This is a genomic window from Pseudomonas nabeulensis (genome assembly GCF_004682045.1).
GTDB lineage: Bacteria > Pseudomonadota > Gammaproteobacteria > Pseudomonadales > Pseudomonadaceae > Aquipseudomonas > Aquipseudomonas nabeulensis.
In genome coordinates, this window is the sequence record NZ_QUZT01000021.1 from 21,685 (window position 1) to 34,463 (window position 12,779).

Consider the following 12,779-nt stretch of genomic DNA (forward strand, 5'->3'; position numbering starts at 1 on the left):
TATGGCTGTTCAGCAGAACAAAAAATCCCGCTCCGCCCGTGACATGCGCCGTTCGCACGACGCTCTCGAGGCAAGCACCCTGTCCGTAGAAAAGACCACCGGTGAAGTTCACCTGCGTCACCACGTATCGCCAGAAGGCGTATACCGTGGCCGTAAAGTGATCGACAAGGGCGCTGACGAGTAATCACTTGTCTGCTCTAGTCATCGCGATAGACGCAATGGGCGGGGACTTCGGTCCCCGCAGCATTGTTCAGGCCTGCATTGCCAGCCTGTCCGCTACACCCTCGCTGCACCTGACCCTCGTCGGTCAACCCTCCTTACTTGAAGAACTGATTGCCAGCCATCCGGCGGTGGATCGCGCGCGCCTGACGATTACGCCAGCCAGCGAAACCATCACCATGGATGAAAAGCCGGCGGCGGCCCTGCGGGGCAAGCCTGACTCTTCGATGCGGGTGGCCCTTGAGCTGCTGCGTGATGGCAAGGTGCAAGCCTGTGTCAGTGCGGGCAATACCGGGGCGTTGATGGCGTTGTCGCGTTTTGTGCTCAAGACGTTGCCGGGGATTGACCGGCCGGCGATGGTCGCAGCGATCCCGACGCAGAAGGGCTATTGCCAGCTGCTGGACCTGGGCGCGAACGTTGATTGCAGTGCCGAGCACCTGCTCCAGTTTGCCGTGATGGGATCGGTGGCCGCCGAGGCTCTGGGCGTGGCTCGGCCGCGCGTGGCCTTGCTGAATATCGGCACCGAGGACATCAAGGGCAACCAGCAGGTCAAGCTCGCCGCTACCTTGTTGCAAGGTGCGCCGGGCTTGAATTACATCGGCTTTGTCGAGGGTGACGGGTTGTACCGTGGCGAAGCGGATGTGGTGGTGTGTGACGGGTTTGTCGGCAACATCCTGCTCAAATCCAGCGAAGGCTTGGCGACCATGATCGCTACGCGTATCGAAGCCCTATTCAAACAGAATCTGGTTTCGCGCATTGTTGGCGCCTTGGCGTTGCCGTTGATGCGCCGCCTGCAGGCCGACCTGGCGCCAGCGCGGCATAACGGTGCGAGTTTTCTTGGTCTGCAAGGCATCGTGGTGAAAAGCCATGGTTCGGCCGGCGTGGAGGGCTTTCAAAGCGCCATCGCGCGGGCGGTGATCGAGATCCAGGAAAACCTGCCGCAACGCTTGCACGGCCGTCTTGAGGACTTGTTGCCTTAGGCGAATCGGCCCGGAAATGCTTAAATGTGACCGGCCAGTTCAATTGACCATCCAATCTGTCAGTTTCGTGCGCTCCCACCGTAGGAGTGCGCATTTTTGACGACCAGATCATTAGGGGCTTGTTACATGTCTACATCCCTCGCATTCGTCTTTCCAGGGCAGGGTTCGCAGTCCCTCGGCATGTTGGCCGAGCTGGGCGCGCAATACCCGCTGATCCTGGACACCTTCAAGGAAGCTTCCGATGCCCTGGGCTACGACCTGTGGGCACTGACCCAGCAAGGGCCGGAAGAGCAACTCAATCAAACCGATAAAACCCAGCCGGCCATCCTGACCGCCTCGATCGCCTTGTGGCGCTTGTGGCTGGCAGAAGGCGGCGCGCGCCCGGCGTTCGTGGCCGGTCATAGCCTGGGCGAATACAGCGCCCTGGTAGCGGCGGGCAGCCTGACCCTCGGCGAAGCGGTCAAGCTGGTCGAGCGTCGTGGCCAATTGATGCAAGAAGCCGTTCCGGCGGGGCAGGGCGGCATGGCCGCGATCCTGGGCCTGGACGACGCGGTAGTGATCGAAGCCTGTGCCGAAGCGGCCCAAGGTGAAGTGGTCAGCGCGGTGAATTTCAACTCCCCTGGCCAGGTGGTGATCGCCGGCGCCAAGGCTGCCGTTGAGCGTGCCATCGAAGGCTGCAAGGTCCGTGGCGCCAAGCGTGCGCTGCCGTTGCCGGTCAGCGTACCGTCGCACTGCGAGTTGATGCGTCCGGCGGCCGAGCGTTTTGCCGAGTCCATTGCCGCCATCAACTGGCAGGCGCCGCAGATTCCGCTGGTGCAGAACGTCAGCGCGGCCGTGGCCGCCGACCTCGACACCCTCAAGCGTGACCTGCTGGAGCAGCTCTACAAGCCCGTTCGCTGGGTTGAATCGGTCCAGACCCTGGCGGCCAATGGCGCCACAGAGCTGGTCGAATGCGGTCCGGGCAAGGTCCTGGCCGGTCTGAACAAGCGCTGCGCCGACGGTGTGTCGACCGCTAACCTCAATACCCCGGATGCCTTCGCTGCCGCTCGTGCGGCACTGGCCTGAAGAATTAGGAGAAGCCTGCATGAGTCTGCAAGGTAAAGTTGCACTGGTTACCGGCGCAAGCCGTGGCATTGGCCAGGCGATCGCCCTGGAACTGGGCCGTCAAGGCGCCGTTGTGATCGGCACCGCCACTTCCGCCTCGGGCGCCGAGCGTATCGCCGCGACCTTGAAGGAAAACGGCGTGCAAGGCACTGGCCTTGAGCTGAACGTGACCAGCGATGAGTCCGTGGCTGCAGTGCTGGCCGAGATCACTGCACAGTTTGGCGCGCCGGCGATTTTGGTGAATAACGCCGGTATCACCCGCGATAACCTGATGATGCGCATGAAAGACGACGAGTGGTACGACGTGGTCGACACCAACTTGAACAGTCTGTTTCGCCTGTCCAAGGGCGTTTTGCGTGGCATGACCAAGGCGCGTTGGGGTCGAATTATCAATATTGGCTCCGTAGTGGGTGCCATGGGCAACGCAGGCCAAGTAAACTACGCCTCCGCCAAGGCCGGCCTGGAAGGTTTCAGCCGTGCATTGGCACGTGAAGTCGGTTCGCGGTCGATTACGGTCAACTCGGTGGCCCCTGGGTTCATCGACACCGATATGACCCGCGAACTGCCGGAAGCACAGCGTGATGCGTTGCTGACGCAGATTCCGCTGGGCCGTCTGGGCCAGGCTCAAGAGATCGCGAATGTGGTGTCTTTCCTGGCATCCGACGGTGCGGCATACGTGACTGGGGCTACAATCCCGGTGAACGGCGGGATGTACATGAGTTAAATTGTGACGGATCGCTTCAAAAAAATGTCATACGAGCTGTCTAAAATCCGTTATAAAGCTGCAACTTAATTTATAGGCAGATGGTTGGGCGGGTACGTGGTGAAGCTTTCAGTTGAAAAGCTGAAAAGGCTTTCTATACACTTACCCACTGGCCAGCTGCCTGAATTTGTCCATTAGGAGTTAAACAAGGTATGAGCACCATCGAAGAGCGCGTCAAGAAAATCGTCGCCGAGCAACTGGGCGTTAAAGAAGAAGAAGTGGTCAACACTGCTTCCTTCGTAGAAGACCTGGGTGCCGATTCCCTTGACACCGTTGAGCTGGTGATGGCTCTGGAAGAGGAATTCGAGACCGAAATCCCGGACGAAGAAGCTGAAAAAATCACTACTGTTCAAGCTGCTATCGACTACGTTACTGCCCACCAGGCGTAATAGTTTTTAGTCGTCGCTTGCTGTTGGGAAAAACCGCACTGCTGTTACAGCGTGCGGTTTTTTCTTTAGCTCTAAAGCAAAGTGTCGTCATTAGAAAAAGGAGAGTGCTGTGTCGCGTAGACGCGTCGTAGTCACCGGTATGGGTATGTTGTCGCCACTGGGTACGGATGTGCCGAGCAGTTGGCAGGGCATTCTGGCTGGCCGCAGTGGTATTGGTCTGATCGAACACACGGACCTTTCTGCCTATTCCACCCGTTTTGGCGGCTCGGTAAAGGGTTTCAATGTCGAGGAATACCTCTCGATCAAAGAGTCCCGCAAACTCGACCTGTTCATTCAATACGGCCTGGCAGCCGGTTTTCAGGCAGTGCGTAACGCTGGCCTGGAAGTCACCGACGCCAACCGTGAACGCATCGGCGTGGCCATGGGTTCGGGTATTGGTGGCCTGACCAATATCGAAGAAACCAGCCGCACGCTGCACGATACTGGCCCCCGTCGAATTTCACCGTTCTTCGTGCCGGGCTCGATCATCAATATGATTTCCGGCTTCCTGTCCATCCACTTGGGTGCACAGGGGCCTAACTACGCCATCGCCACCGCGTGTACCACCGGTACGCACTGCATCGGCATGGCGGCGCGCAACATTGCCTACGACGAAGCTGACGTGATGATCGCCGGCGGCGCCGAGATGGCCGCCTGCGGCCTCGGCATGGGCGGCTTTGGCGCGTCCCGTGCGCTGTCGACCCGCAACGACGAACCCACTCGCGCCAGCCGTCCGTGGGACAAGGGCCGTGATGGTTTCGTCCTGTCCGACGGCGCCGGTGCCCTGGTGCTGGAAGAGTTGGAACACGCCAAGGCGCGTGGTGCCACCATCTACGCCGAGCTGATCGGCTTCGGCATGAGCGGCGACGCCTACCACATGACTTCGCCACCGTCCGACGGTGCCGGTGCGGCGCGTTGCATCACCAATGCCCTGCGCGATGCGAAGGTCAATGCCGACCAGGTGCAGTACATCAACGCCCACGGCACCTCCACGCCGACCGGCGACCTGGCGGAAGCCGAGGCCATCAAGTCGGTGTTTGGCGAGCACGCCTACAAACTGGCGGTCAGCTCCACCAAGTCCATGACTGGTCACCTGTTGGGTGCGGCGGGCGCGGTCGAGGCGATCTTCAGCGTGATGGCCATCAAGGATCAGGTCGCGCCGCCGACCATCAACCTCGATGAGCCGGACGAAGGCTGCGACCTGAACTTCGTACCGCACGAAGCGCAGCCGATGCCGATCGATGTGGTGTTGTCCAACTCCTTCGGCTTCGGTGGCACCAACGGTTCCCTGGTGTTCCGCCGGTTCGCCGAGTGATGGACAGCTGGGTCGACGGTCAGCCAGCGGACAGCGTGCCCCTGAAAGATCGCGGCCTGGCGTATGGCGATGGGCTTTTTGAAACCATCGCCGTGAAGGCCGGGCAGCCTGTGCTGCTCGACCGTCACCTGCACCGTCTCGATGAGGGATGCAGGCGCCTCGCTTTGGTTGCGGATCACGGGGTGATCCGCAACGAAGTGCTGGCCTATGCCGCCGCCCTCGGTAACGGCGTTCTCAAGTTGATCCTGACCCGTGGCGACAGCCTGCGCGGTTATGGCATCAACCCCGGCGCCCCGGTGCGCCGTCTCTTGCAGGGCAGTGCGCCCGCGACCTATCCCCTGGCCCATGGAACCGACGGCATTTGCCTGTTTCCGTGCGCTACCCGTTTGTCTGAGCAACCGTTGCTGGCCGGGCTCAAACACCTCAATCGCCTGGAGCAAGTGATGGCCCGTGCCGAATGGCAGGATGCCGAACACGCTGAAGGCTTGATGCTGGACATGTCCGGTCGGGTCATCGAAGGCGTATTCAGCAACCTGTTCCTGGTGCGTAACGGCTTGTTACTAACCGCCGATCTGAATCGCTGCGGTGTTGCGGGCGTAATGCGCGCCGAGATCCTGGCTCAGGCGCAAACCCTGGGCATCCCGGTGGCCGTGGCCGACATCAGCGTTGAGCAGTTGCAACAGGCCGACGAAGTGTTTGTCTGCAACAGCGTCTATGGCATTTGGCCGGTGCGTGGCTGCGCTGAGATGAGCTGGTCGGTTGGGCCGCTCACCCGTAAACTGCAGGGCATTGTTCGCGCGCTATTGGATATTTGAGTTGATACGAAAACTGGTTGTACTGCTGCTGGTCGGTGTGTTCTCGGCGGCTTTGGTGTTGGGCTATGGCGCCTGGAAATACGACTCTGCCCTCAAGCAGCCTTTGCACCTGACCGAGGAGCAATTGCTCGACGTGCCTGCGGGGGCCACACCCACTGGCACCTTCAATCGCCTGGAAGCTGACGGTGTACTCGACGGCGCCTTCTGGTTGCGTCTGTACTGGCGTTTCAACCTCGATGGCCAGCCGTTGCACAGCGGCGAATACCGCATGTCCCCCGGCATGACCGCTCAGGAGTTGATCGGCCTGTGGCAGCGTGGCGAAGTGGTGCAATACAGCCTGACCCTGGTGGAAGGCTGGAATTTTCGCCAGGTCCGCTCGGCCCTGGCCAAACACGAAAAAATCGTACAAACCCTGTCGGGCCTCAGTGACAGCGAAGTCATGGAAAAGCTCGGCCACGCCGGCGTGTTTCCCGAAGGACGATTCTTCCCCGACACCTATCGCTTCGTGCGTGGCATGAGCGATGTCGAGTTCCTGAAAAAAGCCTACAACCGGCTGGACGATGTACTCGCCCAAGAGTGGAGCAAACGCGCCGCCGATGCGCCGTACACCGAACCCTATCAAGCGCTGATCATGGCCTCCCTGGTGGAGAAAGAGACCGGCGTACCCGAGGAGCGTGGGCAGATTGCCGGCGTCTTTGTCCGCCGCCTGAAAATCGGCATGCTGTTGCAGACCGATCCCACGGTGATCTACGGCCTGGGTGAGCGCTACAACGGCAAGTTGACCCGCGCGCATCTCAAGGAAGCCAACCCCTATAACACCTACATGATTGCCGGGCTGCCGCCGACGCCCATCGCCATGGTGGGCCGCGAGGCGATCCATGCGGCGCTGAACCCGGTGCCGGGCAGCAGCCTGTATTTCGTCGCCCGTGGCGATGGCAGCCATATTTTCTCCGATGACCTGGATGCGCATAATGCGGCGGTGCGCGAGTTTCAGCTCAAGCGCCGTGCCGATTACCGCTCCAGCCCGGCACCGTTGGTAAAACCGGTGGAAGAGGCAGCACCCGCTGCCGAACCTGCGCCGGAAACGGCCGCGCCGCAAAGCCCGCAATGACTCTGACTAAGGACTGCCTGTGACTGGCTTGTTTATTACCCTGGAAGGCCCGGAAGGCGCCGGCAAAAGCACCAATCGCGATTACTTGGCTGAACGCTTGCGCGCCGAGGGCATCGAGGTGGTGCTGACCCGTGAGCCCGGTGGTACGCCACTGGCTGAGCGCATCCGCGAAGTGCTGCTGGCGCCAGGCGAAGAACAGATGAACCCGGATACCGAGCTGCTGCTGGTGTTCGCCGCCCGCGCCCAGCACCTGGCCGAAGTGATTCGCCCGGCGTTGGCTCGCGGTGCCGTGGTGATTTGCGACCGTTTCACCGACTCCACCTACGCCTACCAGGGCGGTGGCCGTGGCTTGTGCCTGGAACGCATCGCTACGTTGGAAACCTTCGTCCAGGGCGATCTGCGCCCCGATCTGACCCTGGTATTCGACCTGCCGGTAGAAGTCGGCCTGGCCCGCGCCAGCGCTCGTGGCCGCCTCGACCGTTTTGAGCTGGAAGGCCAGGCGTTTTTCGATGCAGTGCGCACGGCGTTCCTCAAGCGGGCCGAGGCGGAACCCGCGCGTTATTACCTGCTGGACGCCGCGCAGCCGCTGGCTCAGGTGCAGCAGGCCATTGACGCACTGCTGCCGACACTGCTGGAGCGCGCTCGTGGCTGAAGCCTACCCGTGGCAGGACAGCCTTTGGCAACAGCTGGCCGGCCGGGCCCAGCATGCCCACGCCTACCTGTTGCACGGGCCGGCGGGTATCGGCAAGCGCGACCTTGCCGAACGCCTCATGGCCAGCCTGCTGTGTCAGCGGCCGGTCAACCTTGAAGCCTGCGGTGAATGCAAATCCTGCCTGTTGCTCAAGGCCGGCAGCCACCCGGACAACTACCTGCTGGAACCCGAGGAAGCCGACAAGGCGATCAAGGTCGACCAGGTACGCGACCTCGTCAGCTTCGTGGTGCAGACCGCGCAGTTGGGTGGGCGCAAGGTGGTGTTGATCGAGCCGGTGGAGGCGATGAACATCAACGCCGCCAACGCCTTGCTCAAGAGCCTGGAAGAACCGTCGGGCGATACCGTGCTGTTGCTGGTCAGCCACCAGTCCAGCCGTTTGTTGCCGACCATCCGCAGCCGCTGCGTGCAGCAGGCGTGTCCCTTGCCGAGTGAGGCCATGAGCCTCGAATGGTTGGGGCAGGCATTGCCCGATTGCAGCGCAGAAGAGCGCACCGAGTTGCTCACTCTGGCTGCCGGTTCGCCATTAGCCGCCGTGAAGCTGCAAGCCCAGGGCGTGCGCGAACAACGCGCGCTGGTGGTGGAGGGCGTGAAGAAACTGATCAAGCAGGAGCTTTCCGCTACTCAATTGGCTGAGAGTGCCTGGAAGGATATTCCGCTGCTGCTGCTGTTCGACTGGTTTTGCGATTGGTCCAGTCTGATCCTGCGCTATCAGTTGACCCAGGATGAAAATGGCCTGGGCCTGCCAGATATGCGCAAGGTGGTGCAGTACCTGGCGCAGAAAAGCGCCCAGGACAAGGTGCTGAATATCCAGGACTGGATCCTCGCCCAGCGCCAGAAGGTGCTCGGCAAGGCCAACCTCAACCGCGTGCTGCTGCTCGAAGCGCTGCTGGTGCAGTGGGTTGGCTTGCTCGGCCGCCGTTAAATTCCGTGGCCGACGGGTGTATCGTTGGCCAGACACTTTCCGTGACTCAAGTTGTAACTTCCTATGCTCGTAGATTCCCATTGCCACCTTGATCGCCTCGACCTTGCCCAGCACGGCGGTTCCCTCGATGCGGCCCTCGACGCCGCACGCCAGCGTGGGGTAGGGCACTTCCTGTGCATTGGCGTCAGCGCCGAAAACGCCGCCGACGTCAAAGCCCTCGCCGAGCGTTATGCCGATGTGGACTGTTCGGTCGGCATCCACCCGCTGGACCTCAAGCCCGGCGAAGCCCCGGCCCTCGATTGGCTGTTGGGCGAGCTCAACCATCCGCGCGTGGTGGCGATTGGCGAAACCGGCCTGGATTACCACTACGAACCCGAAGCCGCCGAGTTGCAGCAGGCGTCCTTCCGCCTGCACCTGCACGCCGCCCAGCAGACCGGCAAACCGGTGATCGTCCACACCCGCGGCGCCCGTGCCGACACCTTGACGCTATTACGCGAAGCCGCGCTGCCTCAAGCGGGCGTGCTGCATTGCTTCACCGAAGATTGGGAGATGGCCAAGGCCGCGCTGGACCTGGGGTTCTATATTTCCCTGTCGGGCATCGTCACGTTCCGCAATGCCGATGCGTTGCGGGATGTGGCGCGTCAGGTGCCGTCTGACCGTTTGCTGGTGGAGACTGACTCGCCGTACCTGGCGCCCATCCCCCATCGTGGCAAACCGAACTTGCCGGAATATGTGCGTGATGTAGCGGATTACCTGGCCATGCTGCGCGGTGAGTCCGTAGAGCGCTTTGCCGAACAGACCACCGAGAACTTCAAGCGCCTGTTCCCGCTGGCCCACGTCAAATCCTAGGCAAAAAAAACCCGGGTTCTGGGGGGTGAATCCGGGCTAAGACCATTAGGAGTAAAACAAGGGTACGCGGTCCGTTGGTACCCAGGTCGGCGCGTCACTTGGGGGAGATGTCACGCCGACAGTTCAAGTATTGATCAGTATCCGATTCAGTCCAGTCGCGACTGATCGTTTTTTAAACAGATTTGGAATACTCGCGCTTCGCTTGAGTTCTCATTAAGCAGGTGCACGGCAATAGTTGTTGCGTATTATTTCTGACTGTAAGGCGATGATTCGTTGGCGAGGGGTCAGGAAAGTGCGCAGATTGTTCACATAGGCGTTGCTCGGCGACCGTTCAGTCGGGATAATCCCTCGCATCGGCTAAATCGTATCGCCACATATCCGTGGCCCTGCGCATCCCGCCCCCCATTCACCTTTGCAGACTTCTTCCTCATGCACAAAGAACCCCGTAAGGTCCGTGAGTTTCGCCGCCGTGAGCAGGAAATTCTCGACACCGCGCTCAAGCTGTTCCTCGACCAGGGTGAAGACAGCGTCACCGTCGAGATGATCGCGGATGCCGTGGGTATCGGCAAAGGCACGATCTACAAGCACTTCAAGTCCAAGGCCGAAATCTACCTGCGCCTGATGCTCGACTACGAGCGTGACTTGAACGAGCTGCTGCATTCGGCCGATGTCGACAAGGATAAGGAAGCTCTGTCCCGCGCCTACTTCGAATTCCGCATGCGTGACCCGCAGCGCTATCGCCTGTTCGACCGCCTGGAAGAAAAAGTGGTCAAGGGCCACCAAGTGCCGGAGATGGTCGAGGAGCTGCACAAGATCCGAGCCTCTAACTTCGAACGCCTGACTTTGCTGATCAAGGGCCGCATCAGTGAAGGCAAGCTGGAAGACGTCCCACCGTACTTCCACTACTGCGCCGCCTGGGCGTTGGTGCATGGCGCCGTGGCGCTGTACCACTCGCCGTTCTGGAGCAATGTGCTGGAAGATCAGGAAGGCTTCTTCCAGTTCCTGATGGATATTGGCGTGCGCATGGGCAACAAGCGCAAGCACAGCGGCGAGCTGCCACCGGCCGAAACCCCCGCCGTGTAAGGATTTGCTGCCACACCGAGTAACCCAGGAATATACTCAGGCAAGGACTATTGCTAAAAGTTGATTTATCAGTCAGCTTTTAGCGCGCCCGAACTATCCTCTGCCGGAGTGATCCATGATCGTTGATCGTCAAGGCAGGCGTTTTCGCAATTTGCGGATCAGCCTGACCTCAGCCTGCAATTATGCGTGTACCTACTGCGTGCCCAACGGCAAGCGGCTGGTGGCTGCCCAGGACGAACTCTCGGCCGAGGCCATGGCCCGTGGCGTGGCTTACCTGATCGAAGCGGCCGGTATCGACCGGCTGCGCATCACTGGCGGTGAACCGCTGGTCAGCCCCAAGCTGGAAGCCTTCATGGGCGCGGTGGGGCAGATGGGCCTCAGTGATATCAGCCTGACCACCAACGGCCAACTGCTCGCCCGCAAGCTGCCGTTGCTGGTGGATGCCGGCATCAAGCGCATCAATGTATCCCTCGACACCCTGGACGCCGACGCTTTCCGCAGCATCGCCCGTGGCGGCGACCTGGCCACTGTGCTCGACGGCATGGACCAGGCCCGCGCCGCCGGGATCAAGATCAAAGTCAATATGGTGCCGTTGCGCGGCCAGAACCTCGACCAAGTGATGCCGCTGCTCGACTACTGCCTGGAACGTGGCTACGAACTGCGCTTTATCGAGCTGATGCGCATGGGCCACCTGGCCAAGGACTCCAATGCATTCCTGCAACAGTTCGTCAGCTTGCAGCAACTGCTCAGCCTGATCGGCGAACATCACGAATACCTGCAAGCCAACGCGCCCGTGGACGCCACGGCCGTACGCTATGAAGTGCCGGGCAAGGGTTATTTTGGTGTGATCGCCAATGAAAGCGTGCCGTTTTGCCGTACCTGTTCGCGGCTGCGCTTGTCCTCTACCGGTTGGTTGCATGGCTGCTTGTCGTCGAGCAATCGGCATTACGTCGGTGACTTGCTGGACTTGCCACGTCATCAGGCGTTGCCTGCGCTGCAAGGCCTGCTGATGAAGGCGTTGGGGGATAAGCAGGAAGTGGCCTTTTCGGGCGGTGCTACTGTCATGAAGATCATTGGCGGCTGAAACCACTTTTTAAGATCACACCGAAGCCCTGTGGGAGGGGGCTTGCCCCCGATAGCGGTGTATCAGCCAACTAATTTATTGCTGACCCACCGGCATCGGGGGCAAGCCCCCTCCCACATTTGACCTATGTTGATCTTAAGCTGGCGCAGAATCTGCATCTCACGCCCATTCGCCGGTTTTCCGTCACCGGCTTCTGGAGGAATAGGATGCGTAGTCTGGTTTTGTTGCTGGCGTCGTTGGCGCTGAGTGGTTGCATGACCGTCAGCGATATGGCCGAAGGCACCCGCTATCAGATGAGCGACGCCGGGCTGCTGGACCACAGTGATACGCGCCGGACCAACTCGGTTCGCGTGCAGCCGGACTCGTTTATCTTCATCGCCCAAGGCGCCTTTGTGCCGCCGGGCAGCGCCTACCCACGCCCGAACGTGGTGGCCGAAGAAGCCTTCAACGGTTTTGTCGAATACTTCCCGATGGTACGCCGCGCCCGTCAGGCCGAGGGCCTCGAAGAAGCGATGGCCGAAGCCCGTGGCGCCGGCGCGCATTACCTGCTGTATTGCCGTTTTGCGGCAGCCGATGACCGCATTGGCAATGCCGATGAGTGGTCCGACCAGGAGGCCCTCGACCGTCTTGGTCTCGACAGCGGCGTGATACAGGTCATGTTGATCGAGACCAGCACCCAGTATTTGATCGATACTGTGCGCATTCGTAGCCGTGGCGGTTTACTGACGTTCCACGACAACACGCCACAAGACCTGATCGCTCGCCCCCTCGCGCAGTACGCGCGCAGCCTGTTGGGCATGGGGGATCAATAAATCCAGAGGAGAAGCCCATGACCGATTCCGCCAAGGCCAATGATCTGTTGGCCCAACTGCCCAAGGGCAAGGGACCGGCGCCGGTGCACCTGTGGAACCCGGATTTCTGCGGCCATATCGATATGCGCATCGCCCGTGATGGCACCTGGTTCTACCAGGGCACGCCGATTGGGCGTAAGCCGATGGTCAAGCTGTTCTCCAACATCATTCGCCGCGATGGCGATGATTACTTTCTGGTCACCCCGGTGGAAAAAGTCGGCATCACCGTCGATGATGCGCCGTTTGTCGCCGTCACTCTGGACGTGGAAGGCGAGGGCGAAAACCAGCTGCTGCGCTTCACCACCAACGTCGACGAGCCCATCGAGGCTGGCCTGGAACATCCGTTGCGGGTGGTGACCGACCCCGTCACCCAGGAACCGTCCCCCTATCTGCGGGTGCGCACCAACCTCGAAGCCCTGGTACACCGCAATGTGTTCTACCAATTGGTCGAGTTGGCGGTGAGCCGTCCGATCAACGGTCAGAACTGGCTTGGCGTGTGGAGCGGTGGGGAGTTTTTCCGTATTGGCCTGGAGCCTTGAGGCC

15 protein-coding genes are annotated in these 12,779 nt (G+C 60.7%); all 15 read left to right on the forward strand.

Features of this window, described 5'->3' with window-relative positions:
- Position 1 precedes the first annotated feature (1 nt).
- The 15 genes from rpmF to DYL61_RS13210 all read left to right on the forward strand — a co-directional run bounded on the left by rpmF (position 2) and on the right by DYL61_RS13210 (position 12,775).
- On the forward strand, positions 2–184 hold the full coding sequence (rpmF, locus tag DYL61_RS13140; protein WP_003179396.1) for a 50S ribosomal protein L32: 183 nt from the start codon (positions 2–4) through the stop codon (positions 182–184).
- Positions 185–188: 4 nt separating this feature from the next.
- Positions 189–1,199, forward strand: a complete 1,011-nt coding sequence (plsX, locus tag DYL61_RS13145) for a phosphate acyltransferase PlsX (RefSeq protein ID WP_105699242.1) — start codon at positions 189–191, stop codon at positions 1,197–1,199.
- Between the two features lie 126 nt (positions 1,200–1,325).
- Positions 1,326–2,264, forward strand: a complete 939-nt coding sequence (gene fabD, locus DYL61_RS13150; protein ID WP_135308655.1) for an ACP S-malonyltransferase — start codon at positions 1,326–1,328, stop codon at positions 2,262–2,264.
- Between the two features lie 19 nt (positions 2,265–2,283).
- Entirely contained in the window at positions 2,284–3,027 is a 744-nt protein-coding gene (fabG, locus tag DYL61_RS13155; protein ID WP_105699243.1) for a 3-oxoacyl-ACP reductase FabG, read from the forward strand.
- A 191-nt stretch (positions 3,028–3,218) separates the two neighbouring features.
- A complete protein-coding gene (acpP, locus tag DYL61_RS13160; protein ID WP_007987170.1) occupies positions 3,219–3,455 on the forward strand; it encodes an acyl carrier protein in 237 nt (78 codons plus the stop codon).
- Positions 3,456–3,564: 109 nt separating this feature from the next.
- Positions 3,565–4,809: a beta-ketoacyl-ACP synthase II gene (gene fabF, locus DYL61_RS13165; RefSeq protein WP_105699244.1), complete on the forward strand. Its 1,245-nt coding sequence runs from the start codon at positions 3,565–3,567 to the stop codon at positions 4,807–4,809.
- Positions 4,809–5,624, forward strand: coding sequence for an aminodeoxychorismate lyase (gene pabC, locus DYL61_RS13170; RefSeq protein ID WP_135308656.1), 816 nt, complete (start codon positions 4,809–4,811; stop codon positions 5,622–5,624). Before fabF ends, pabC begins: the two co-directional genes overlap by 1 nt.
- 1 nt (position 5,625) lies before the next feature.
- Positions 5,626–6,735 carry an endolytic transglycosylase MltG gene (mltG, locus tag DYL61_RS13175; protein WP_135308657.1) on the forward strand — a complete coding sequence of 370 codons (1,110 nt, stop codon included), beginning with the start codon at positions 5,626–5,628 and terminating at the stop codon, positions 6,733–6,735.
- Between the two features lie 19 nt (positions 6,736–6,754).
- On the forward strand, positions 6,755–7,387 hold the full coding sequence (tmk, locus tag DYL61_RS13180; RefSeq protein ID WP_135308658.1) for a dTMP kinase: 633 nt from the start codon (positions 6,755–6,757) through the stop codon (positions 7,385–7,387).
- Positions 7,380–8,369, forward strand: coding sequence for a DNA polymerase III subunit delta' (locus tag DYL61_RS13185; protein WP_105699248.1), 990 nt, complete (start codon positions 7,380–7,382; stop codon positions 8,367–8,369). Before tmk ends, DYL61_RS13185 begins: the two co-directional genes overlap by 8 nt.
- Before the next feature lie 63 nt (positions 8,370–8,432).
- Positions 8,433–9,218 (forward strand): TatD family hydrolase, encoded by a 786-nt coding sequence (locus DYL61_RS13190; protein ID WP_135308659.1) that lies wholly within the window; start codon positions 8,433–8,435, stop codon positions 9,216–9,218.
- Positions 9,219–9,647: 429 nt separating this feature from the next.
- On the forward strand, positions 9,648–10,301 hold the full coding sequence (locus DYL61_RS13195) for a TetR/AcrR family transcriptional regulator (RefSeq protein WP_105699250.1): 654 nt from the start codon (positions 9,648–9,650) through the stop codon (positions 10,299–10,301).
- Between the two features lie 115 nt (positions 10,302–10,416).
- Entirely contained in the window at positions 10,417–11,385 is a 969-nt protein-coding gene (locus tag DYL61_RS13200) for a GTP 3',8-cyclase MoaA (RefSeq protein WP_135308660.1), read from the forward strand.
- Between the two features lie 206 nt (positions 11,386–11,591).
- Positions 11,592–12,197, forward strand: a complete 606-nt coding sequence (locus DYL61_RS13205; RefSeq protein WP_135308661.1) for a DUF4823 domain-containing protein — start codon at positions 11,592–11,594, stop codon at positions 12,195–12,197.
- A gap of 17 nt (positions 12,198–12,214) precedes the next feature.
- Entirely contained in the window at positions 12,215–12,775 is a 561-nt protein-coding gene (locus tag DYL61_RS13210) for a DUF1285 domain-containing protein (RefSeq protein ID WP_135308662.1), read from the forward strand.
- Positions 12,776–12,779: the final 4 nt, after the last annotated feature.